General features: G+C 43.7%; 18 protein-coding genes. 3 read left to right on the top strand and 15 right to left on the bottom strand.

Annotation, left to right across the window (positions count from 1 at the left end):
* Positions 1 to 124 precede the first annotated feature (124 nt).
* Both EKB01_RS05890 and EKB01_RS05885 read right to left on the bottom strand, forming a co-directional pair.
* Entirely contained in the window at positions 125 to 1,300 is a 1,176-nt protein-coding gene (locus EKB01_RS05890) for an AbiH family protein (protein ID WP_167266065.1), read from the bottom strand.
* A 50-nt stretch (positions 1,301 to 1,350) separates the two neighbouring features.
* A complete protein-coding gene (locus EKB01_RS05885; protein WP_167266062.1) occupies positions 1,351 to 3,984 on the bottom strand; it encodes a DEAD/DEAH box helicase family protein in 2,634 nt (877 codons plus the stop codon).
* 132 nt (positions 3,985 to 4,116) lie between these two features.
* Between EKB01_RS05885 and EKB01_RS05880 the strand changes: the two genes are divergently transcribed.
* Complete coding sequence (locus tag EKB01_RS05880) at positions 4,117 to 4,734, top strand: TVP38/TMEM64 family protein (RefSeq protein ID WP_000076176.1); 618 nt, start codon at positions 4,117 to 4,119, stop codon at positions 4,732 to 4,734.
* A 278-nt stretch (positions 4,735 to 5,012) separates the two neighbouring features.
* On the opposite strand, the gene scrK is transcribed toward EKB01_RS05880, so the two are convergent.
* Together scrK and EKB01_RS05870 are read right to left on the bottom strand one after the other, a co-directional pair.
* Positions 5,013 to 5,900 carry a fructokinase ScrK gene (gene scrK / locus EKB01_RS05875; RefSeq protein ID WP_167266060.1) on the bottom strand — a complete coding sequence of 296 codons (888 nt, stop codon included), beginning with the start codon at positions 5,898 to 5,900 and terminating at the stop codon, positions 5,013 to 5,015.
* 158 nt (positions 5,901 to 6,058) lie between these two features.
* Positions 6,059 to 7,945, bottom strand: coding sequence for a sucrose-specific PTS transporter subunit IIBC (locus tag EKB01_RS05870; protein WP_167266057.1), 1,887 nt, complete (start codon positions 7,943 to 7,945; stop codon positions 6,059 to 6,061).
* Positions 7,946 to 8,323: 378 nt separating this feature from the next.
* Between EKB01_RS05870 and EKB01_RS05865 the strand changes: the two genes are divergently transcribed.
* Together EKB01_RS05865 and EKB01_RS05860 are read left to right on the top strand one after the other, a co-directional pair.
* On the top strand, positions 8,324 to 9,778 hold the full coding sequence (locus tag EKB01_RS05865; RefSeq protein WP_167266054.1) for a sucrose-6-phosphate hydrolase: 1,455 nt from the start codon (positions 8,324 to 8,326) through the stop codon (positions 9,776 to 9,778).
* Positions 9,759 to 10,724 carry a LacI family DNA-binding transcriptional regulator gene (locus tag EKB01_RS05860; protein ID WP_033606002.1) on the top strand — a complete coding sequence of 322 codons (966 nt, stop codon included), beginning with the start codon at positions 9,759 to 9,761 and terminating at the stop codon, positions 10,722 to 10,724. Before EKB01_RS05865 ends, EKB01_RS05860 begins: the two co-directional genes overlap by 20 nt.
* 35 nt (positions 10,725 to 10,759) lie before the next feature.
* On the opposite strand, the gene EKB01_RS05855 is transcribed toward EKB01_RS05860, so the two are convergent.
* The 11 genes from EKB01_RS05855 to gmk all read right to left on the bottom strand — a co-directional run bounded on the left by EKB01_RS05855 (position 10,760) and on the right by gmk (position 22,951).
* Entirely contained in the window at positions 10,760 to 12,034 is a 1,275-nt protein-coding gene (locus tag EKB01_RS05855; protein ID WP_167266183.1) for a hydroxymethylglutaryl-CoA reductase, degradative, read from the bottom strand.
* Entirely contained in the window at positions 12,034 to 13,206 is a 1,173-nt protein-coding gene (locus EKB01_RS05850) for a hydroxymethylglutaryl-CoA synthase (RefSeq protein ID WP_167266180.1), read from the bottom strand. Before EKB01_RS05850 ends, EKB01_RS05855 begins: the two co-directional genes overlap by 1 nt.
* Positions 13,207 to 13,324: 118 nt before the next feature.
* Complete coding sequence (locus EKB01_RS05845; protein ID WP_167266052.1) at positions 13,325 to 13,780, bottom strand: threonine/serine exporter family protein; 456 nt, start codon at positions 13,778 to 13,780, stop codon at positions 13,325 to 13,327.
* A 1-nt stretch (position 13,781) separates the two neighbouring features.
* Complete coding sequence (locus EKB01_RS05840) at positions 13,782 to 14,540, bottom strand: threonine/serine exporter family protein (RefSeq protein ID WP_167266049.1); 759 nt, start codon at positions 14,538 to 14,540, stop codon at positions 13,782 to 13,784.
* Between the two features lie 87 nt (positions 14,541 to 14,627).
* Positions 14,628 to 16,517 carry a Stk1 family PASTA domain-containing Ser/Thr kinase gene (pknB, locus tag EKB01_RS05835; RefSeq protein WP_061588401.1) on the bottom strand — a complete coding sequence of 630 codons (1,890 nt, stop codon included), beginning with the start codon at positions 16,515 to 16,517 and terminating at the stop codon, positions 14,628 to 14,630.
* Positions 16,514 to 17,254, bottom strand: coding sequence for a Stp1/IreP family PP2C-type Ser/Thr phosphatase (locus tag EKB01_RS05830; protein ID WP_000401532.1), 741 nt, complete (start codon positions 17,252 to 17,254; stop codon positions 16,514 to 16,516). Before EKB01_RS05830 ends, pknB begins: the two co-directional genes overlap by 4 nt.
* A gap of 15 nt (positions 17,255 to 17,269) precedes the next feature.
* Entirely contained in the window at positions 17,270 to 18,583 is a 1,314-nt protein-coding gene (gene rsmB, locus EKB01_RS05825; protein ID WP_167266046.1) for a 16S rRNA (cytosine(967)-C(5))-methyltransferase RsmB, read from the bottom strand.
* On the bottom strand, positions 18,576 to 19,511 hold the full coding sequence (gene fmt, locus EKB01_RS05820) for a methionyl-tRNA formyltransferase (protein ID WP_167266044.1): 936 nt from the start codon (positions 19,509 to 19,511) through the stop codon (positions 18,576 to 18,578). Before fmt ends, rsmB begins: the two co-directional genes overlap by 8 nt.
* A 12-nt stretch (positions 19,512 to 19,523) precedes the next feature.
* Positions 19,524 to 21,920, bottom strand: coding sequence for a primosomal protein N' (locus EKB01_RS05815; protein ID WP_167266041.1), 2,397 nt, complete (start codon positions 21,918 to 21,920; stop codon positions 19,524 to 19,526).
* A 65-nt stretch (positions 21,921 to 21,985) separates the two neighbouring features.
* The gene (gene rpoZ, locus EKB01_RS05810; protein WP_002874282.1) at positions 21,986 to 22,300 is read right to left on the bottom strand and encodes a DNA-directed RNA polymerase subunit omega; all 315 of its coding nucleotides are present in this window, start codon (positions 22,298 to 22,300) and stop codon (positions 21,986 to 21,988) included.
* 24 nt (positions 22,301 to 22,324) lie between these two features.
* On the bottom strand, positions 22,325 to 22,951 hold the full coding sequence (gene gmk, locus EKB01_RS05805; RefSeq protein WP_000775041.1) for a guanylate kinase: 627 nt from the start codon (positions 22,949 to 22,951) through the stop codon (positions 22,325 to 22,327).
* Positions 22,952 to 23,042: the final 91 nt, after the last annotated feature.

The raw sequence follows: 23,042 nt of genomic DNA, 5'->3' as shown, positions 1-23,042 counted from the left end.
GATAGTAAAAAGCAAACGAACTAAGAAAAACCACTCGACCTGAATAGAGCGAGTGGGGTATAAACTATTTTTTAAATATGATTTTATAATTATACTCTATAAATTCAATTATTTTTTGACCATATTAAGGTAGTAGCACTTTTTCCATACCAGCCTTATCATCACTCTTTATAAATACAACATTTCGTTTTCCTGTTAACTCTACTAGTTTTTCCTTACCAAGAATGATTGCAAGATTCTTAATAATCGAACGTTTTGCTGTCTCATCAAAATAAGTGAAAATAAATCTATAATCAGACTTTCCATTTTCTGCTAATTCAAAACATTTTTGAAATATTTCCTTATCCAGAGGGTCAACAGAATGACCAAACACAACTATGTTTTTAGAAGTTATATGTCTAATAGGGATATTTGTTCCTGGTATAGATGAATTCTCCTTAGTATAATTTGTTCTACTAAAAAATTTCTCAAATTCACTTCCTGTTTCTTTAACAACTCTTTGATAATATTTTTGATAAGGTATCAAATCACTGTTGACATCATTTTCTTTATCTTCAATTCCAAAGACCATAGTATTGATGCGACTGAGGGTTCTATCTAAATCAATTCGCCCATGTATAAAATGTGTTCTTTCTTCAACAGTTGCAAATAAATAAGCTGACGTGTTAGTATAATTAAAGTTTAAAACATAAGAACTTAATAAATGAGGTACTGCATCCAAAGCCGTTGGTCTTACTTGAATATTTCGTACACTAAAATCAAGATAGTCCAAATATGACAGATAGATTTCTAATAGTTCAATTAGTAAATCAAGTTGTCTGATAAATTCGTTATTAAATTTATCCAATGCAAGTTCTCTTTCTAAGGAACTCCAGCATTTTTCATCGAATAGGGAGAGAAAAGTATATGCAATATATAATTTTGAACTGCAATTAGCACTCATACGCCAATCAGTCTTATGTTGCTGTATAATACTTGCTAGCGGTCTATTTAATTGATTAGAGTATAACAAACTACTATTTTCTTTAAAATACATTATCGCATCTGCAAGTTGAGAAATCATGATTTCAAGATTAGACCAATTATCTCCAAGAGTACCTTTATTCTCATTGATAAATTTCAAATATAAATTATCTTTGTATTTCTCAATCTTTATATTTTTAACTTTTAAAAACTCCAGTAACTCCTCATTTGGATTAGAGAATAATTGTTTTTCAAAGTCAATAAAATCTGTATACTTTGTTTTTCGCCCCATTGCAATATCAAAGCCATTACCTAAAATTAAAATTGTATCTGCCATATTTTCTCCCTTTGCTTTTTTATTTTCTAGAGGGGTATATTTTACCTCCCCTACTCCAATCGGCTTTTAACCTTCTTCTTAGTCAAGGTACGGTCATTTTTATTGGAGAGAGCTTTGATACGAGCTTCGAGAAGAGTTTTCCGTCCTGCCTCTGTTCGTGTGTAGACGAGATGATAACGTCCGATAGTCGGCGTCAGAAAGTCGAGGAATTTCTGTGCTTCATCCTTGCGCTTGTCAAAAAGACTAGGCACGGCATAGTAAGGTGACTGACCTTGTCGGACTTTCTCTGCCTTCAAGAGATAACGCTGGTTATCCACTGGAGCAAAGAACTCTCCCACAGTCTGCGCAAACAGCTCCTTGTCCCTCATGCTTCCTCCCTTGAGATAGGCGAAAACCATATAATTTTCCTTGTCCTCCTCTACCTGAACACGGGATTGATCATCCGTTAGATGCCCCGAATCTAGCAGAGCCGTTCGGATTTGCTCCCCCAGAGACTGCAAGCGTTTATAGGGACTTTTATAACGGAGGTAGCGCCAAGATGCAAAGACCAAAAAGAGGAGACAGGCTGCTGTAAGCCACCAAACACCGATCAGTCTCAGTCTAAATAGCAAGACTAACAAATCTACTGCCAACAAGAGCAATGACATGCGAACCCATTTTAATGCATCAAGCAAGAGCATGACTGGGACCTTCTGTTTTTGAGTCGCGACTTCTGTAACTATCTCGAGCTGATCCGCTACGACAAGAGCATCTTGCCATTTTTTTCTCAATCCTGCTCGATCCTTGGAGAGACTCTTAACTCGCTCATTGTACTCACTAATTTGCTTTTTCTTAAAAGGGGGCTTTGGAAAATCCAAACGATCCAAACCGGTCTCAATACTCTCCTGATTATAAGCCAAGCCAAGAAAATGCTCCATCCTTCGCGACAAGGTCTGCAGATCCTGATTGCTCTCTGGTATAAGCTCCTCACCAGGAAGAGTGATGAGTGCTTGCGCTTGTACGGCTACCAGATGCCAGATGTTGCTGGTCTTTTCTGGATGCCCCGGCCAGATACGAATGGCACGGCCACGCATCTGGTTACTCAGCATAAAGCTCCCCACAAAGCTTCCGAGGATTAGGGAATTAACACAAGGAGCATCCCAACCCTCTCCGAGGAGAGATTTGGTTCCGACTAGGACTTGAATCCGCCCTCGTTGAAAAAGCTCCGTCACTGCCGCTACGATTCCCTTAGCTGAGCTCGGAAAACCGACCTGCACATAATCTTTTTGATCCAAGTGACCAATAGATGAGAAACTAAGAGGGACCTGAGGCAAGAGTTCCTTCAACTCTGCTGCCACATCGGTAGGCAAAATAACGACACTACCTGACAAGACAGCCAAAGACACAGGTATCTCTTGCTCCTGAGCTTTTCGACGAATGCTTTCAAAATAAGGGAGAACCCCCAACTGAGAAATGGTTGCCTGATTATCTCCCAGATAGGTAGCAAAATCCTTGCGAATATAGTCAGCTAGTACTAACTGTCTCAGTTCCTGACCTAGACTCTCATACTCCGTCAAAAAGATATCGACAATGGCAGACAATTTCCCCAGAGATTGGGTTAAAAGCTGGTCAGAAGCCTTAGACTTAACCAGATAAACCTGACGTTTTTCCACCAACCCACGCGCCTTCAAGTCAGCCTCTAACTTTTTCCTATATCCATCTGGATCCTCATACCAATCTGGTGTCTGATAGAGTATGCTCTGCAACAGCGTCTCCAGCCAGTAGGAGGTCAATGCTGGAAGCTTCTGGGTTCCCAGTAAATTTTGTAAAGAGGGAGGAATCGTTAATCCCTGAGAATGCATATAAATCAACATAGCGGACAAATACTTAGGATCTTCTAAGAGCAAATCAGATGAAATATCCCCTTTAAGGACCTTTGAATCTGCTACAAATGTTTGAAAATCAGGATCGACTATAAGGCGATGAATATAGTCCCACTTAGTCTCCTCAAACCGTTTGAGACGTTCCGCCTCTTCAGCTGTTGGTGAACACATATAGACAAAATCCTGATGAGGACAAAGAGTGTCTTCCTTGACTAGTTCAGGTACCGTGATTTCTTGGTCGATTTCCCCACACATACGGATATAGCGTTCCCAGAGTTCAGGATCGCTGTCATAAGGTGGTGTCGCTGTCAAGGAGATGAGTTTCAGCGGTCCATACTGCTTGCGAAAGGCTTCCAGACTTTTCCACCATTCATTGCGCAGGTGGTGGCATTCGTCCAAACAAAGAGTCGCAACTTTCTGAGCTCTTAGGCTTGCAAGCAAATCAAACCCCACAAAATCCTCTGCTTCTCCATCTTCTTGTGATTGCAGTTGGTTCATGGCACTATGAAAAGCCTGATAGGTCACAATCGTTAATGCCTTCATCTCCTTTAAGTTTTGGGAAACGAGGTCTGAAAGCCTCTGACCATCCTCTAGAAAAGCAGCTTGAATCCTATCTACCCATTGTTCACGAATGGTGACAGTCGGAACTAAGATGAGGGCTGGGTTGCCAAAACGAGCGATTAGCTCGATACCAATGGTGGTCTTTCCAGACCCTGGGGCAGCCACTAGATGAACATGACCGTCTGCTTGATAGTCCTGAAAACGATCCAAGACCTGTTTTTGATATTGGCGCCAGCTTCCTTTAAAGTTTAAATCTAACATGATACCCCTCATTCTATACCGTCATTTTCTTATTCTCATTTTACCACACTTATTTCTCCAGTCAGATAATACAGATAGTTTTTCTCCTCAAAATATGGTATAGTAGAATCATACTATCTATGAGGAGTTTACATGTCACAGGATAAGCAAATGAAAGCTGTTTCTCCCCTTCTGCAGCAAGTTATCAATATCTCATCTATCGTCGGGGGAGTCGGCACCTTGATTTTCTGTATTTGGGCCTATCAGGCGGGTGTTTTACAGTCCAAGGAAACCCTGTCGGCCTTTATCCAGCAAGCTGGGGTTTGGGGACCACCACTCTTTATCTTTTTACAGATCTTACAAACCGTCGTTCCGATCATTCCGGGAGCTTTAACCTCAGTGGCTGGGGTCTTTATTTACGGCCACATCATCGGGACTATCTATAACTATATCGGCATCGTAATTGGCTGTGCCATTATCTTTTACCTCGTGCGTCTCTATGGAGCTGCCTTTGTCCAGTCCGTCGTCAGCAAACGCACCTATGACAAGTATATCGGTTGGCTAGATAAGGGCAATCGTTTCGAACGTTTCTTTATCTTTATGATGATCTGGCCTGTCAGTCCAGCTGACTTTCTCTGTATGCTGGCTGCCCTTACCAAGATGACCTTCAAACGCTATATGATTATCATCATTCTGACCAAGCCCTTTACCCTAGTGGTTTATACTTATGGTTTGACCTATATTATTGATTTCTTCTGGCAGATGTTTTGAGAATAGAAAATAGCCTGATACTAAATATACTTTGGTATGGAAATCATGCCTATTTGTCAATAGTGAAGCGAGGACTTACCTAGCCTTTCCGCCGTGATAAAAACACCTGAAATCTAATGGTTTCAGGTGTTCGGAAACTTTGAGACATTAGGCTCAAAGTTAAGGTATGGAATTTCGAAGAAAGTCGCTACCGTCCGTCATCACTTAAGGAAAGGCTCAAAAACGTTTTCGTCAAACAAAACATCCGTTTGGTTTCCCAAGCGGATGTTTTGTTTATTTTATTTTGCGACACTCTTAGCAAGGACAAAGTTTCCAAGTGTGGCAGAACCATTTCCTGCAACTGCTGGAGTGACAATGTAGTCACGCACGTCTGGTACTGGTAGGTAGCCATTAAGAAGAGCAGTGAATTTCTCACGTACACGGTCCAGCATGTGTTGTTGGGCCATAACCCCACCACCAAAGACGATGACATCTGGACGGAAAGTCACTGTAGCATTGACCGCAGCCTGAGCGATATAGTAGGCTTGAACGTCCCAGACAGGACTGTTGAGTTCGATGTTTTCACCACGAATACCTGTACGAGCTTCAAGACTTGGTCCAGCCGCAAAGCCTTCCAAACAGCCCTTGTGGAAAGGACAAACGCCGTTAAACTCTTTCTCCTCGTCCATTGGGTGTTTGGCCACATAGTAGTGACCCATCTCAGGGTGACCCACACCACCGATAAACTCACCACGTTGGATAACACCTGCACCGATCCCTGTACCGATCGTGTAGTAAACCAAGTTTTCGATACGGCCACCAGCATTGTTACGGGCAACCACCTCACCATAGGCAGAGCTATTTACGTCCGTTGTGAAATACATGGGTACGTTGAGGGAGCGGCGAAGGGCACCAAGTAGGTCTACATTTGCCCAGTGAGGTTTTGGAGTCGTTGTGATAAAGCCATAGGTTTTTGAGTTTTTGTCGATATCAATCGGACCGAAGGAACCGATGGCAAGACCTGCAAGATTATCGAATTTAGAAAAGAATTCGATGGTTTTATCGATCGTTTCGATAGGAGTTGTTGTAGGAAACTGTGTTTTTTCTACAACATTAAAATTTTCATCTCCGACAGCACAGACAAACTTTGTACCACCCGCTTCTAAGCTTCCATATAATTTTGTCATGATAAACCTCTTATCTTTGTTTTCTCTATTATAGCACATTTTAAAGAGCTAGATTTCTCAATATTTTAGATTTTCCTCTGTAAATCTTACCATCCAAGTAAAAACGAACAAACATGATATTTGTTCGTTTTGTTTTTAGATTTGATTTTCGAAGAGGACTAGGCTTTCACTTCGATGATAGCGTCACCCTTGACAACTGAACCGCTTGCGACTGGTGTCACAGAAGCGTAGTCTGCTGTGTTGGTTACGATAACCATTGTTGTGTCATCAAGACCTGCAGCAGCGATTTTGTTTGAGTCAAAGGTTCCAAGAACATCACCAGCTTTAACCTTGTCGCCTTGAGCAACTTTTTGTTCAAAGCCTTCACCGTTCATAGTCACCGTATCGATACCAACGTGGATCAAGATTTCAGCTCCATTTGCTGTCTTCAAACCATAAGCATGTCCTGTAGCAAAGGCGATTGATACTTCTGCATCAGCTGGTGCATAAACTACACCTTGGCTTGGTTTTACAGCAATCCCTTGTCCCATTGCACCACTTGAAAAGACTGGGTCATTAACATTCTCAAGAGCAACTACGTCCCCAACGATTGGAGTTTGGATTGTTTCATTTTGAGGAGCTACTGGAATGTTACCAGTTGTTTCTTCTTGAACCAAACGTTCTGTTGCCACTTCAGAAGCAACTTCTTTTTCGTCCTCGTAACCAAACATGTAAGTAAGTGCAAAACCAAGAACGAATGATACAGCTACCATAAGGATGTATTGGAATAATTGACCGTTACCAATGTACAACATTGTACCAGGGATGACTGTGATACCATTACCAGTACCAGCAAGTCCAAGGATTGAAGCCAATCCACCACCGATAGCACCAGCGATCAATGAAAGGAAGAAAGGCTTACGGAAACGCAAGTTAACCCCGAAGATAGCAGGCTCAGTAATACCTAGGAAGGCAGAAAGAGCAGCTGGGAAAGCAAGAGTTTTCAGTTTAGGATTCTTCGTTTTAACACCAACGGCAACAGTTGCAGCACCTTGAGCAGTCATAGCTGCAGTAATGATAGCGTTGAATGGGTTAGCGTGGTCAGCAGCAAGCAATTGAACTTCAAGCAAGTTGAAGATGTGGTGAACACCTGATACGACGATTAATTGGTGAACTCCACCAATCAAGAAACCACCAAGTCCGAATGGCAAGTTAAGAATAGCTTTTGTTCCAATGAGAATGTAGTTTTCAACAACGTGAAAGACTGGTCCGATAACAAACAATCCAAGGATTGACATTACAAGGAGTGTTACAAACGGTGTTACCAAGAGGTCAAGTACATCTGGAACAACCTTACGAACTGCTTTTTCAAACTTAGCTCCGACAACCCCGATGATGAAGGCTGGAAGAACTGAACCTTGCAAACCAACAACAGGAATAAAGCCAAAGAAATTCATTGCAGTTACTTCACCACCAGACGCAACAGCCCAGGCATTTGGAAGTGAATCAGAAACGAGCATCATACCAAGAACGATACCAACAGCTGGGTTACCACCGAATACACGGAAAGTTGACCAAACAACCAAACCTGGCAAGATGATGAAGGCTGTATCTGTCAAGATTTGAGTATATGTTGTCACGTCAGCTGGAAGTGTCATTCCAAGAGCAGTCAAGAGACCACGCACACCCATGAAGAGACCAGTTGCTACGATAACTGGGATGATTGGTACAAAGACGTCACCGAAAGTACGGATTGCACGTTGGAACCAGTTTCCTTGTTTAGCAGCTTCAGCTTTCATATCTTCTTTAGAAGAGGTTGGCAAACCGAGTGCAACGACTTCGTCGTACATCTTGTTTACTGTACCAGTACCAAAGATGATTTGGTATTGACCTGAGTTAAAGAAAGCTCCTTGAACTTTATCCAAGTTCTCAATCACTTCCTTATTGATTTTCCCTTCATCTTTGACCATGACACGTAGACGAGTCGCACAGTGGGCTACACTGTTGACATTTTCACGTCCGCCAAGGGCTTCGATGACCTTTTTTGCAATATCCTGATTGTTCATTTGCAAAAATCTCCTTATAAAATTTTGTTCTTGTTTGAAAGCGATTTTATTCGCCCTACGACTATTATTTTATCACGTTTCCAAGATATGTCAAGCGTTTTGCAGAAATTTTTATTCCCTTTCTTTTTTCTCTGATTATTTTTGCTCGTTTTTGAGGGTTATTCTCTTTTTCCTCAAAAAAATATCTTTATACTTGAGGAATCAAGGCTTTTATTTACATTTTCTTTCATTTTTTCGTGAAAATTTGTTAGATTTCCTTTACTTAATTTCTGGCAATCGTTTAACATATTTTTCTTTTTTTTAACATAAAAGACTTGCTTTTTTTGCCGAAAACGTTTACTATTAATAGTAGAATAGAACTTATGGAGGAAAGATAAAATGGAATGGACAACTGAGCGCCGTTATAGACGCTATGAAGACTGGTCTAATGATGAAATCAAACAAATCAAGGAAACGATGGCACAATCTCCTTGGCATACTCGTTACCATGTCGAGCCTAAAATGGGGCTTCTCAATGATCCAAATGGCTTTTCTTATTTTGATGGCAAATGGATTCTCTTTTACCAGAACTTCCCCTTTGGTGCAGCTCATGGGTTGAAGTCTTGGGTGCAGCTTGAAAGTGATGATTTAGTGCACTTTACAGAAACTGGAGTCAAAGTTTTGCCAGATACTCCATTAGATAGCCACGGTGCCTACTCTGGTTCTGCCATGCAGTTTGGCGATCAGTTGTTCCTATTCTATACTGGAAATGTCCGTGATGAAAACTGGATCCGTCACCCTTACCAGATCGGGGCTCTTTTAGATAAGGATGGCAAGATTACAAAGATTGACAAGGTCTTGATTGACCAGCCAGCAGACTCTACTGATCACTTCCGTGACCCACAAATTTTTAACTTCAAAGGTCAATATTATGCTATCGTCGGTGGACAGGACTTAGAGAAAAAAGGCTTCGTCCGTCTCTACAAGGCTGTGGACAATGATTACACAAACTGGCAAGCAGTTGACGACCTTGACTTTGCTAACGACCGCACTGCCTACATGATGGAATGTCCAAATCTAGTCTTTGTAGGGGAGCAACCTGTTCTTCTCTACTGCCCACAAGGATTGGATAAGAGTGTTCTAGACTATGATAATATCTATCCAAACATGTACAAAATCGGGGCTTCCTTTGATCCTGAAAATGCTAAAATGGTAGAGGTGTCTCCATTGCAAAATCTAGACTATGGTTTTGAAGCCTATGCAACGCAAGCCTTCAACGCTCCAGATGGACGTGCACTAGCAGTAAGTTGGCTTGGGTTGCCAGATGTTTCTTACCCATCTGACCGTTTTGACCACCAAGGAACCTTCTCATTGGTCAAAGAACTCACTATCAAAGATGGCAAACTCTACCAATATCCTGTCTCAGCCGTCAAAGAACTTCGTTCTTCTGAAGAGGTCTTCTCAAACCGTACTCAAACCAATAACACCTATGAACTCGAGCTCAACTTGGAGGCCAATAGCCAAAGCGAGATTGTCTTGCTCGCTGATAAAGAAGGCAAGGGGCTTTCAATCAACTTTGACCTTGTCAATGAACAGGTGACAGTGGATCGTAGTCAGGCTGGTGAACAGTATGCTCAAGAATTTGGTACGACTCGGTCTTGCCCTATCGATAACCAAGCTACTACTGCCACTATCTTCATCGACAAGTCGGTCTTTGAAATTTTCATCAATAAAGGAGAAAAAGTATTTTCTGGTCGTGTCTTCCCACATGCGGACCAAAATGGTATCCTCATCAAGTCTGGAAACCCAACTGGAACTTACTATGAATTAGATTATGGTCGCAAAACTAACTGATGTCGCAAAACTTGCAGGCGTCAGCCCCACTACCGTCTCACGGGTCATCAATAAAAAGGGTTATCTATCTGAGAAAACCATTCAAAAGGTAAATGAAGCCATGCGAGAGCTAGGCTACAAGCCCAATAATCTGGCTCGAAGCCTTCAAGGAAAATCTGCCAAGTTGATTGGACTTATTTTTCCAAACATCAGTCATGTCTTTTATGCAGAGTTGATTGACAAGTTGGAACACCAACTCTTCAAAAATGGTTACAAAACCATCATCTGTAACAGCGAACATGACTCTGAAAAAGAACGGGAGTACATTGAAATGCTGGAGGCCAACCAGGTCGATGGTATCATTTCTGGAAGTCACAACTTGGGAATCGAAGACTACAATCGTGTGACGGCACCGATCATTTCCTTTGACCGAAATCTATCACCAGACATTCCTGTCGTCTCCTCTGATAACTACGGTGGCGGGGTCCTCGCCGCCCAAACCTTGGTCAAGACTGGCGCCCAGTCTATCATCATGATTACAGGAAATGATAACTCGAATTCACCGACTGGACTTCGTCACGCTGGCTTTGCCTCTGTTCTTCCGAAAGCGCCTATTATCAATGTTTCGAGTGACTTTTCACCCGTCCGAAAAGAAATGGAAATCAAGAATATCTTGACCCATCAGAAACCAGATGCGATTTTTGCTTCGGATGATTTGACAGCTATCCTGGTTATCAAAATCGCTCAAGAACTAGGAATTTCTGTTCCTGAAGAGCTCAAGGTCATTGGCTATGATGGGACTTACTTTATCGAGAACTACTATCCTCACCTGACAACGATTAAGCAACCTATGAAAGAGATTGCCCACCTCACTGTTGATCTCCTCTTGCAGAAGATTGAAGGCAAAGAGGTCGCGACAACTGGTTACTTCTTACCCGTCACCCTATTACCTGGAAAAAGTATTTAAACACAAAAAAACTCAGACTGATTCGTCTGAGTTTTTTATGATCTTAAGTTTTCTAGATAACGCTGGGCTGTCTCTAAGTTAAAGGTTTTATCTGCGATGAGGCGCTCAACGAGGGGAGCAACTTCAGACTCACTAGCACCAGCTAACAGAGCTAAGGATTTGGCCTGCAATTTCATGTGGCCTTGCTGAATGCCCGTACTTACCAAGGCTTTGAGAGCCGCAAAGTTTTGGGCGAGACCGATGGATACGATAATCTGAGCTAATTCTTTGGCAGAAGGATTTCCCAGTAGTTCATGACTGAGGGCTACACGTGGGTTGAGACCGATAGAGCCCCCCTTGGTCGCTACGGGCATAGGTAGTGTTATCTCACCGACCAATTCTTCTGTGTCCCTATCTAGACTCCATCGACTGAGACCTTGATAGTGTCCATCTCGACTGGCAAAGGCATGGGCACCAGCTTCGATGGCACGCCAGTCATTACCCGTGGCTATTAAAATGGCATCAATACCATTAAAAATCCCTTTATTGTGAGTCGCTGCTCGGTAGGGATCAGCCTGCGCAAACTGGCTGGCCAAGGCTATTTTTTCCGCAATTTCTCGTCCTTGATCCCTTTGAGGGCTCAAGTAGCGAAAGGCGATACGACAGCTTGCAGTCACCAGAGAATCGGTCGCGTAGTTGGACAAAATTCCCATAAGGCTCTGTCCTTGACTGAGTTCTTCTAAGACTGGTTTCAAGGCTTCCAGCATGGTGTTGAGCATATTGGCTCCCATGGCTTCCCGAGTATCAACATGGAGATAAACAACGAGAAAGTCTGTTTCACCTTTGATCTGCTCTACATGCAAATCACGCGCCCCGCCACCACGTTTGACGATAGAAGGATAGGCTTGATTTGCAAGTTCCAAGAGCTCCGCTTTCTTATTGGCAATCTTCATTTGAGCTTGTTCAAGATCAGCAACTTGATAAAGGGCTACCTGACCGATCATCTGGCGCTCATGTACTTGAGCAGTAAAGCCACCTGCTCGCTTGATGATTTTGCTGGCATAGCTGGCCGCAGCAACCACTGAGGGCTCTTCTGTCACATAGGGAACTGTGTAGTCCTGACCATTCACCACAAGCTCTGGAATGATCGAATAAGGTAGAGAAAAAGTTCCCACCACATTCTCACTCAGCTGATCTGCAACAGCCAAGCTGACTTGTTCATCCTGCTCCAGACTCGTTTGCTTTTCAGGACTAAGGAGCGCCTGAGCTTTCAATAACTCAAGGCGCTCATGGTATGTTTTTTTAGAAAATCCATTCCAACTTATCTTCATCATTTTTCAACCTTGCTATAACGGCGTTGGTGGTCGAGAATTTCAACCAAGGCATAGTCTTGATTTTCAAAATCTGCAAATTGAGCTGAACCAGACTCATCCAACTCCACCTCTTCAAAGAAGACTTTTTCATAGTCTGTAACAGACAATGCTGTACGTTGCTTGAGTTTGGTCAAACGATCCTTATCAAGGTAGGCCTCATAGCCTTCAACCAGTTCTCCACTAAAGAACTCTGAAACCGCTCCACTTCCGTAACTGTAGAGGACAATTTTATCTCCAGCCTTCAAATTCTCTGCATTTTCCAAAAGGGAGAGAAGCCCAAGGAAGAGAGAGCCTGTGTAGATATTCCCAATCATCTGACTGTAGAGAATGGACTTATCAAAGTTTTCTTGCAGACTATCCTTTTTTTCCTGAGACAAAGTCTTATCCATCATCTTGCGCAAGCCTTTTAGGGCTAATTTGGGATAAGGCAAGTGAAAGCAGATAGCCGCAAAATCATTCATAGTCCAGTCATAGCGTTTCTTGTATTCATCCCAAGTCGTCGTAAGACTGTCAAGATATTGCTGAGTTGAGTACAAGCCGTTTACATAAGGAGTAGTTGAATAGTTCGGACGCCAGAAATCCATAATATCACGCGTTTGGGCAACATTATCATTGTTAAAGGCCATGGTACGCGGATTTTGCGTAATCAGCATCGCCACACTCCCAGCTCCCTGAGTTGGTTCACCTGGAGTCGCTACACCATACTTGGCAATATCGCTGGCGATGACCAAGACCTTGGACTCTGGAGAATTTTCCACATGCAACTTGGCATAATGGAGGGCAGCTGTTGCTCCGTAACAAGCCTCTTTGATTTCAAAACTGCGAGCGAAAGGCTGGATACCTAATAGACCGTGAACAAAGACTGCCGCTGCCTTACTCTGGTCAATCCCTGACTCGGTCGCCACGATGACCATGTCAATTTCTTCTTTTTCTTTATCTGTCAAAATAGAGTTACTTGCACTGGCAGCTAAGGTGACAACATCCTCAGTCAATGGTGCAATGCTAATTTCGTTTAATAAGAGACCCTTACTATATTTATTCGGATCAACTCCTCTTGCTTCTGCTAGGTCTTGTAATTTCAAGACATATTGACTGGTTGCAAAACCAATCTTATCAATACCGATTGTCATATTTACCTCTGTTTTTTCATTCATTGTAAAAAATCGTTCTATTCTATTTTATCACAAATAGGAACAAATGAGAGAAAAAAGACTTGATTCAACAAATCAAGCCTTTGCTTTGACTGCATTAGGAGGAGATTCCTCGTTGTTTTCGGATGTAGTAATAGAGCTTTAAAATCACCGTTCCACTTGCCATCCCGATAGAAATGACCAGAGCCAACATAACCACTAAAGTCGCACTGGCAAGGGCATGACTGTAATCGCCTGTTACAAAAAAAGCAGTCGTCCGATAGGATAAATAACCTGGCACCAAGGGGGCAAGAATGGCCAGAACAAAAACCACTGCTGGCGTCTTATAGAGAATACTTAAAATCTGACTGATGCAAGAGCCAACCACCGCCGCGATAAAGGTCGCAACAATAACATTGGTTGGTTCTTTGAGGACGAGATAGAGGAGCCATACGCCCATCCCCAAAACTCCACCAGGAAGGAGCATGGAGCGTTGGACATTCAGTACGATTAGAAAGGTGATAATGGCGAGTAAACTCGCCACCGCTTGGAGTAAAATACTTGTTAGAGTCATCTTATGTCATCAAAACCAGGGCGACTGAAGTGCCGGCCCCTAAAGCGAGGGTAATGAGCAGAGATTCAAACATCTTGCTCATACCAGAGTTGATATGGTTAGTCATGATATCCCGAACCGCATTTGTCAGAGCAATCCCTGGAACAAAGGGCATGACTGCTCCTGCTATGATCAGGTCTGCTGTCGAAGGAAATCCAGTGTAGCGAGCCCAAAACTGAGCAATCAAGCCAAAAACAAAGGCGCCCGCAAAGGCTGTTACAAATGGAATTCGGACAAACTTCTCGACATAGAGAGAGAAGGCAAACCCAAACAAGGTCGCAATGGCAGCACCAAATGCGTCATAGACATTTCCCCCAAACATAATCGAGAAGAAGGGGGCACTAAGGGTCGCTGCGATGGTTACTTGAAACTTGCTATAAGGAAGGGGTTGATTGCCGATTTCTTTGAGCTTTGTAAAGGCTGTAGAAAGATCAATCTGCTCACCCACAAGTTCACGAGATACTTGGTTGACATCACAAACTTTTTCGATGTTATAGGAGGATGATGTCACCCGCTTCATTCGAGAAATATTAGTATTTTCAATAGAAAAGAAAATAGCAGCGGGCATGGCAAGAACATTGCAATCCATAATCCCTTGTGAATGGGCAATACGAATCATGGTATCCTCAACCCGATGAATCTCCGAACCACTTTTCAAGAGAATGGTTCCAGCTAACATAATGACATCAATGACGGCATTCAACTCTCTCGATTCGTCCATTTTCTCCTCCTTTTTTCTACTCCCTATATTTTATCACAAAATCTTGTTAAAAAAAATCTTTGTCATGAAATCATGACAAAGATTCGTTTAATCTCGAGAACTTTCACGGGTTCCTTCACTATTTGATTGACTAGTTGAAGGAGTGTTTCCTTGTTGGTTCCCCTGATTTGGAGTTGTAGAAGAACCTTGGTTCCCACGTTGTGCAGAACTAGAAGATGAAGTTGACGGTGGTGTTTTCGGTTTGTAGATGGAAAGTTTGATACGCGTGCTAGCAAGGTCAACCTGTTCACCCGCTTTTGGTGTTTGATCTACAACTGTACCTTCTGCTGTCCCTTCAGGAGCAGTCGAAACCTCGACAACCTCAATATTAGCCTCTTTTACACCGACAATCTGAGTCAAATTATTCTTTGTAAATTCGAGACTTGAACCAATATAACTTGGCATAGAAACGCTTGTTACTTTCTTAGCAACCGTTAAAGTAATTATGCTAGCTTTTGAAAGATCATAAGTCGTACCTGCCGCAGGACTTTGTTTGAGAATGGTTCCAGGTTCGCTTTCGCTGGATTCTTCCTCTTCCATCTTGATTAGATTTTCAGGAACCTTCTTCTCCTTGAGTTCAGCTACAACATCCGTATACTTACGTCCGACGTAATTGCTCAATTGGAAGGATTGCTTGCCAGAAGAGACAACCAAATTGACCTTGGTCCCTTCTTTGCGGCCGCTGCCAGCTTCAGGATCGGTTCGAATAACGCGTCCTTCCGCTACTGTATCACTAGCTTCAGATTTCTCCTCACCAGCTTCAAACTTAGATTTTTTGAGTGCTTCTTTGGCCTCTGCAACAGTTTGTCCAGCCACATCAGGAATAGGAATCGTTGCAGGTGTTCTAGACAAAATCCAGACCAAAGAGGCTGCAACCAATAGAAGACTGGCCAAAAGAATCATATAGCGAGCCTTAAACTTCCGTTTCTTGGCAGGTTTTGGCGCTGGAGCCGGTTCTGCCACTGGTTGAGTTGGTTTCTTTGACTGAGGACGTTCTTCCTGCGCCGGAGCTTTTGGAATCGAGGTCAATGTACTTTGTGGGACTTTAGGTAAAGTCTTCGTATCCGCCTTACTCGCATCGTCAAAGACCAGTTTCGGTTCATTCCGACGATTATAAGACAAGCTAGTTGACAAGTCCATATACATTTCTGAAACAGACTGATAGCGATCAGACAATTTCTTAGCAGTTGCCTTGATGACAACATTTTCCAAAGCCTGAGGGACAGATGGATTTTCAGCAATGACGGACGGAAGTGGCTTCTGGAAATGCTGGAGTGCAATCGTAACCGCGCTATCTCCATCATAAGGGATATGTCCCGTCAGCATCTCATAGAAGATAATCCCCATCGCATAGATATCGCTCTGGAAAGTCGCTTTAGAACCACGCGCTTGCTCAGGTGACAAATAATGAACCGAACCCAGCATCGAGTTGGTCTGGGTCAGACTCGTCTCTGCAAAGGCCACTGCAATCCCAAAGTCAGTAACTTTAGCAGTTCCATCTGGTGTCAAGAGGATATTTTGAGGTTTCAAATCTCGGTGAACAATTCCTCTAGCATGAGCTAAACGCATAGCCAAAAGAATCTGTCCCATAATCCGAACCGCTTCTTCATTTGAAAGAGGATAGTGTTCTTTGATATAACGCTTGAGGTCGAGTCCTGCTACGTATTCCATAGCTAGGTACTGTTGGCCATCTTCCTCACCAATATCTGTTATCCGAACGATATGAGGATGGTCCAGATCCGCCATAGCCCTCGCTTCCCGCTGGAAACGTGCCACAGCAATCGGGTCCGTCTGGTAGTTGGTCCTCAGGACCTTAACTGCCACTTCTTCCCCATCTAGGATCAAATCCTTGGCCAAGTAAACATCTGCCATGCCTCCTCGACCAATCTGCTTGACAATCCGATACCGCCCGGCAAAAATCTTGCCGATTTGGATCATTCTGCCGCCTCCTCGTTCATGTAAACAAGGGCAACCGTAATGTTGTCTAAACCTCCTGCATTGTTAGCGAAGCGAATGAGGGTTGCCGCCTTGTCTGCTAGAGAAATATCGCTGGTTACGATATCATAAATCTCACTTGCCGAAATCATATTGGTCAAACCGTCACTATTGAGCAAGAGATAATCTCCTGACTCCAGTGTAATCATCCCAAAATCAGGCTGGATTTCATCTTTTTGTCCGATAGACTGGGTGATGATATTCTTTTGAGGGTGAGTTTCTGCTTCTTCTGGAGTCAATTGACCAGCCTTGAGCAATTCGTTGACCAAAGAATGGTCACTTGTCAACTGGTGGTATTCTTCCCCACGAATCAAACCGATACGAGAATCTCCAATGTGAGCATAGATGGCTTGGTTGTCAATAAACGCAACAGCTTCTAGCGTTGTTCCCATGCCTCTGTAGGCTTCGTCCTGACCTAGTTGATGAATTTTTTGATTTTCAATCTCCAGGTAGTGGGCAAACCACTCACGAACTTCATTGACTGAGTCAATTTGGGTATCCACCCAATCTACACCGAGGTCTGTTACCGCCATCTCACTAGCGATATTTCCTGCACGGTGCCCTCCCATCCCGTCAGCCAAGATGATCATAGTGCGTCCTGCTCGGTTGACAAAGTGATTGACATAGTCCTGATTATTTGTCCGTTTCTGACCAACATCTGTTAATAATGCTATTTCCATTGTGTCAGTTCCTTCCTATTCTGATATCTTGCGAAATTGGCTGATAAAGAATCCATCACTTCCATACAATTCAGGAGTGATCAGGATGCAGCCATCTTTCAGGATATCTTTACATTCGTGTTCTAGTTTAACCTGCTCGAACTCGGGATGACTTTCTAAAAACGCCTCAACGACTTGAAAGTTCTCCTCAGAGACAATAGTACAGGTACTATACGTTATTATACCACCTTTTCGTAGTGTTTGACAAACACTACCTAATATTTCCAGCTGAATTTCCTGTAGGGACGTGAAATCTGCCGTTTCTTTATTGTATTTGATATCTGGTTTGCGGCGCAAGAGGCCGATTCCAGAACAAGGGGCATCTACTAAAATCTTATCAAAGGAGTCTTTTTCAAAAAACTCATGTACTTTTCTGGCATCCAATTTTTGCGTTTGCACTCGTTCTGCCACACCTAAACGCTCCGCATTTTCTTGGATCAAGTCCAACTTATGAACATAAAGATCCAAAGCCGTCACCTTACCAGATGTGAGGTAGGAAGCCATATGGGCTGTTTTCCCACCTGGAGCGGCACAGGCATCCAGGACCTGTTCATCACCTTGTAGATCAAGAGTCGGAGCAACCAATTGACTGGACTCGTCTTGGATGGTTATAGCCCCTTCTGCGAACAAATCATGTCCTGCAAAGTGGCCTTGCTCCTTGACCAGACCAGTGGCTGCCAAAGGGGAATCAGCCGCCTCTAACACGGCTTTAATTTCCTCTTTTCGGCTCAAGTTGGTCACCCGGATGCTAGCCTTATTGCGTACCAAGAGACTTTTAAAGATGGCTTGTGCTCGCTCTTCACCGTATTCTTCCTTGAGCTTAGATACTAGCCAAACTGGGAGAGAATAGGCAATGGAATCACGCTTATTTTTGCGTTTGATGCTGTCAATATCTGGCCAGCCTTCTCGCAAAATACGACGAAGGACAGCGTTGACCAATTTTTCACTACCTTTTTTACGGGCTTTAGCTAGCTCTACCGCTTCATTGACTACAGCATGATTAGGAATCTTATCCAGATACCGAAGTTGGTAAGCGCTCAGGAGGAGCAGGATATAGAGCCAGTTATCTAGCTTATCCCGGTCTTCGATAAAGTGGGACAGGTACCATTCCAGAGTCAGTTTTCGGGCTACCGTACCGTAGACAATTTCTGTCACCAAGCCCTTATCTGCTGCTGAGAGTTGACTCCCCTTAAGGTGTTTGTTTAAGGCAATATTGGAGTATGCTTGGTTAACCAAAACATCCTCTAGCACTGCTAGAGCTAGACTTCTAGCCGTTTCTACTTTAGTCACCAAATCGTTCTCCTACAGTCAATGTCCGTCCCACTCCGTTGAGGAAGGAAGAAATATCCATCTTAGGCTTACCAGCTGGCTGCACTTGCTTGAGAGACAGAGCACCTTCAGCCGTTGCGACAATCAATTCCTTCTTGCCAATAGACAGAATCTCACCTGGAGCTCCCTGACCTTCTACTGGCAGGGCTTCATAAATCTTAAAGCGATCACCCTTGAGAAAAGTGTGAGCAACAGGCCATGGATTCATGCCACGTATTTGGTTGAAGAGTTGACGATTGGTTTTAGTCCAATCGAGTTTCTCTTCCTCTGGTTTGATATTTGGCGAGAAAGTGACTTGGCTTGGGTCCTGAGGCACAGGTTTGATCTCCCCGGCAATATAGCCAGGCAAAGTGTCCAAAAGCAAGTCACGGCCAACAATCGCTAATTTCTCAAACAAGGTGCCGACATTGTCCTCATCTGTGATAGGAATACTGCGACGAGAAATCATATCCCCTGCATCCATTTCCTTGACCATCTCCATAATGGTCACACCAGCTTCCTCATCCCCTTGAATCAAGGCATAATGAATGGGAGCTCCACCACGGTGTTTGGGAAGAAAGGAAGCGTGAACATTGACCGCAAAGTCCATGCTATCAAGAAGTTTACTTGGGAGAAATTGCCCAAAAGCAGCGGTCACAATCCCATCTGCTCCTAGCTTCATAATGGCTTCCATCTCTGGACTTCCAGATAATTTTTCAGGCTGGTAGATAGGAAGGCCTGCTTCTTTGGCAGCCTGCTTAACCGGGGTTTCTTGGATCACTTTTTTACGGCCGACAGCGCGATCAGGCTGAGTCACAACTGCTAGAATTTCATAACGGTCGTCTGATAACAACCCCTTCAAAACTGTCGCTGAAAAATCGGGAGTCCCCATAAAGATTAGTTTTGTCATTTCTTCTCCTTCTTATAAAAATTGCTGCGGTTCATGGTCAATGCTGAGACGAAGCTCACTATTTTCCCGTTCTTGAGTCAAGGCCAAAACCCGATTGAGAGTCTGTCCCAGCTCATCTTCTAAACGGTATTTAATCAAAATCTGGTAATGATAAAGGTTGTGGGTACGGGCGATGGGTTTTGGCGTTGGTCCAAGGATTTTACTAGTTTCCGATAAACCTGAGCGTAAAATTCCCATAACTTCATAAGCACGTTTGACAACCTCTTCTTCTTTCTTGTGAGAGAGGGTAATCCCAATCGTAAAATAATAAGGCGGATAGCCGAGTTGGCGCCTGATTCCCATTTCATAAGCATAAAAGCCTTCGTAGTCCTGATCCTTGGCAAAACGAATGGCATAGTGCTCCGGATTGTATGACTGAATCAAGACCTGCCCAGCTTTTTCCGCACGACCTGCCCGTCCTGCCACCTGAGTTAAGAGTTGGAAGGTTCTCTCAGAAGAACGGAAATCAGGCAGATTCAAGGCTGTATCCGCATTGAGGACTCCGACTAGGGTCACATTTGGAAAATCCAAGCCCTTAGCAATCATTTGAGTTCCCAGCAAGATATCTGCTTCCCCTCGGCCAAACTGGTCTAGAAGAGCTTGGTGACTGCCTTTCTTGCGAGTCGTATCCACATCCATCCGCAGAATGCGAGCCTGAGGAAAGAGCTCTGCTAGCTCATCGTAGGCTTTCTGAGTCCCCGTCCCGTAGTAACGAATACTGCGACTCTGACAGTTGGGACAGACCTGAGGAATCCCCTTGGAAAAGCCACAGTAATGGCAGTTCATGGTCTTGGTATCCATGTGGAGAGTCAGAGAAATGTCACAGTTGGGACAACTATCCACCGTCCCACACTCCCGACACATAACAAAGCTAGAATAACCCCGACGGTTGAGCATGAGGACTACCTGCTCTTTTTTATCCAGGCGGTCTTGGATGGCCTCTAGCAAAGGGGGCATAAAGTTTGACGTCTCATTCTGCCCGATATAGTCACGAAAGTCAATCACTTGAACCTCAGGAATAGTGGCTAAAGGATTGGCCCGTTGGGTCAGGCGTAAGTGTTGATAGACACCTTTGCCAGCCCGCGCACGGCTTTCTAAGCTCGGTGTTGCCGAACCAAGGACTAGGGCTGCTTGATTGTACTGGGCCCGTAAAATGGCGACCTCTCTGGCATGATAACGGGGATTGCTGTCTTGTTTGTAGCTGGCTTCATGCTCTTCGTCAATAATCATAACACCTAGATTTTTCAAAGGAGCAAAGATAGCTGATCGAGCGCCAACGACAACTTGGGCATCTCCACGCTCAACCTTGCGCCATTCGTCGTACTTTTCACCATTGGATAGGCCTGAGTGAAGAATGGCTACTTTCTCACCAAATCGAGCAATAAAACGCTCCGTCATTTGTGGCGTCAGAGAAATCTCAGGTACCAGCAAAATGGCCGTCTTACCCTTGTCCAAGGCTCCTTGGATAATCTGCAAGTAAACCTCAGTTTTCCCACTTCCTGTAATCCCTTGAAGGAGGAATGGAGGCTGTTGACTGCCAATAGCACTGACAACGGCATCACGCGCCTGTCTTTGTTCCCGATTCAATTCCAAAGGTATACTTGCTTCAATGCCTTCAAAATAAGCGGCTGAGCGTTGCACTTCCTTTTGGACTAGGGTTAGAGCGCCTTGCTCCACAAAGAAGTTGACTTGCTCGCGTGAGTAGGACTCTAACAAACTAGCCAGAGGAGCACTCTTAGGATGAGACAGCAAATAGTCTCTCAGCTCTGCTTTTTTCTTAGCACGCGCAGAAATCTCAATCTGCTCTAGTCGAGTAGCATCAACCTCATACCAAGACTGGGTCTTGACCTTCTTTTGATCGACTGCCTGGTATTCTAAACGGAGCAAACCTTTCCTGGTCAAGCGCATCATTTCTGCCTGCTTGGCCAAATCTAGGGAAGAAAAGGCTAGCGAATCTTCTGAACCAAACAGACGCTCTCGTTCTGCCTGGCTCAGACCTTCCAGAGGATAGAGAATCTTATCATAACTGGAGTTTAAAAATCCTGGAAGCATGGCCTTTAGGATGGAGATTTTGTAAGAAAAGACGGACTTGCGTAATTCCTCAGCCAACCAGAGTTGCTCTCGAGTCAATACTGGAGAAAAATCCAGCACTTCCGCAATCTCTTTCAAGTTCTGATTGGCAGCTTCTTCATCCGACTGGGACTCCAAGCCTAGCACAATCCCTTGAATCAAACGATTGCCCTTGCCAAAAGGAACATGGACCCGCATACCGACTTCCAGCATCTCTACAAATTCCTCTGGGACCTTATAACTATAGGGCTGGTCCGTCTGCATCAGGGGAACATCCACGATAATCTTTGCGATAGCCATTCTCTCACCTCCTTCTTGTCAGTAAATTCTTGCAATAGAAAAAATAAGATTGAGTCCCCCCAACCTTAAATTTTTTCACCATCTTCTTTTTCTTTAGCAATTTGCTCTTTGATTTTCTTTTCTTCTTCTTCTTTGCGGCGTTTTTCTTCTTCGATACGGAGACGAACCGCTTCACGTTTTCCTTCTGGATCTGGGTGAATCGTAACATTTCCTGACTCGATTTCTTCTAAAGCACGAAGAGTTGATTTTTCGGACTTAAACTCTTGAGTCGCTGGCGCACCTGCTTCTAGTTCGTGGGCACGTTTTGCTTCCAAGATTACGAGTGAATATTTTGATGGTACCTTGTCTAGCAAGGTATCAATAGAGGGTTTTAACATCATTTGCTTGTACCTGTTTCCTATAGTTTATCGAGTAGTTGGAGATTTTGGCAACATCTCCTGGTAGTGACCAATGACACGGTCCACACGGAAGTGTTCTGCTTCGATCACACGCTTGACACGTTCAGCAGCGAGGGGCACCTGATCGTTGACAATGGCATAATCATACTCACGCATGAGAGCAATTTCTTCCTTGGCTTTTTCGATTCGTTGGGCAATCACTTCTGCACTATCTGTTCCACGACCTACCAAGCGGTCTTGCAATTCATCCAAATCTGGTGGCGTTAAAAAGATAAAAACAGCATCTGGAACCTTTTTCTTAACCTGAAGTGCTCCTTGGACTTCAATCTCAAGAAAGACATCGATTCCCTTGTCTAGGGTTTCGTTGACATAGGTCAGCGGAGTTCCATAGTAGTTACCGACATATTCTGCATATTCCAACATCTGACCTTGACGGATCAGCTCTTCAAACTCTTCACGAGTACGGAAGAAATAGTCCACTCCGTCCACTTCACCAGGACGTTGCGCACGCGTCGTCATCGATACAGAGTATTGAAATTGATTCTCAGAACTCTCAAAAATCTCTCTTCTAACCGTTCCTTTCCCAACTCCTGAAGGACCAGAAAAAACGATTAGCAAGCCTCGGTCTGCCATTATGTCTCCTTTAGTTAGTCTGTGAAATAAAGTGAAATTTCTCTTGGATACTGATGATAGCGTCAGTTATCCTTCTACAGTCTTTCTATCT

The organism is Streptococcus sp. CCUG 71758 (genome assembly GCF_011714815.1).
GTDB lineage: Bacteria > Bacillota > Bacilli > Lactobacillales > Streptococcaceae > Streptococcus > Streptococcus halitosis.
This window is presented reverse-complemented; position numbering and strand designations above follow the sequence as displayed.

Excerpts from the sequence above, each read along its gene's own strand:
- EKB01_RS05890 (WP_167266065.1), bottom strand. The coding sequence starts at position 1,300 with ATGGCAGATACAATTTTAATTTTAGGTAATGGCTTTGATATTGCAATG.
- EKB01_RS05885 (WP_167266062.1), bottom strand. The coding sequence starts at position 3,984 with ATGTTAGATTTAAACTTTAAAGGAAGCTGGCGCCAATATCAAAAACAG.
- EKB01_RS05880 (WP_000076176.1), top strand. The coding sequence starts at position 4,117 with ATGTCACAGGATAAGCAAATGAAAGCTGTTTCTCCCCTTCTGCAGCAA.
- scrK (WP_167266060.1), bottom strand. The coding sequence starts at position 5,900 with ATGACAAAATTATATGGAAGCTTAGAAGCGGGTGGTACAAAGTTTGTC.
- EKB01_RS05870 (WP_167266057.1), bottom strand. The coding sequence starts at position 7,945 with ATGAACAATCAGGATATTGCAAAAAAGGTCATCGAAGCCCTTGGCGGA.
- EKB01_RS05865 (WP_167266054.1), top strand. The coding sequence starts at position 8,324 with ATGGAATGGACAACTGAGCGCCGTTATAGACGCTATGAAGACTGGTCT.
- EKB01_RS05860 (WP_033606002.1), top strand. The coding sequence starts at position 9,759 with ATGGTCGCAAAACTAACTGATGTCGCAAAACTTGCAGGCGTCAGCCCC.
- EKB01_RS05855 (WP_167266183.1), bottom strand. The coding sequence starts at position 12,034 with ATGAAGATAAGTTGGAATGGATTTTCTAAAAAAACATACCATGAGCGC.
- EKB01_RS05850 (WP_167266180.1), bottom strand. The coding sequence starts at position 13,206 with ATGACAATCGGTATTGATAAGATTGGTTTTGCAACCAGTCAATATGTC.
- EKB01_RS05845 (WP_167266052.1), bottom strand. The coding sequence starts at position 13,780 with ATGACTCTAACAAGTATTTTACTCCAAGCGGTGGCGAGTTTACTCGCC.
- EKB01_RS05840 (WP_167266049.1), bottom strand. The coding sequence starts at position 14,540 with ATGGACGAATCGAGAGAGTTGAATGCCGTCATTGATGTCATTATGTTA.
- pknB (WP_061588401.1), bottom strand. The coding sequence starts at position 16,517 with ATGATCCAAATCGGCAAGATTTTTGCCGGGCGGTATCGGATTGTCAAG.
- EKB01_RS05830 (WP_000401532.1), bottom strand. The coding sequence starts at position 17,254 with ATGGAAATAGCATTATTAACAGATGTTGGTCAGAAACGGACAAATAAT.
- fmt (WP_167266044.1), bottom strand. The coding sequence starts at position 19,511 with ATGACAAAACTAATCTTTATGGGGACTCCCGATTTTTCAGCGACAGTT.
- EKB01_RS05815 (WP_167266041.1), bottom strand. The coding sequence starts at position 21,920 with ATGGCTATCGCAAAGATTATCGTGGATGTTCCCCTGATGCAGACGGAC.
- rpoZ (WP_002874282.1), bottom strand. The coding sequence starts at position 22,300 with ATGATGTTAAAACCCTCTATTGATACCTTGCTAGACAAGGTACCATCA.
- gmk (WP_000775041.1), bottom strand. The coding sequence starts at position 22,951 with ATGGCAGACCGAGGCTTGCTAATCGTTTTTTCTGGTCCTTCAGGAGTT.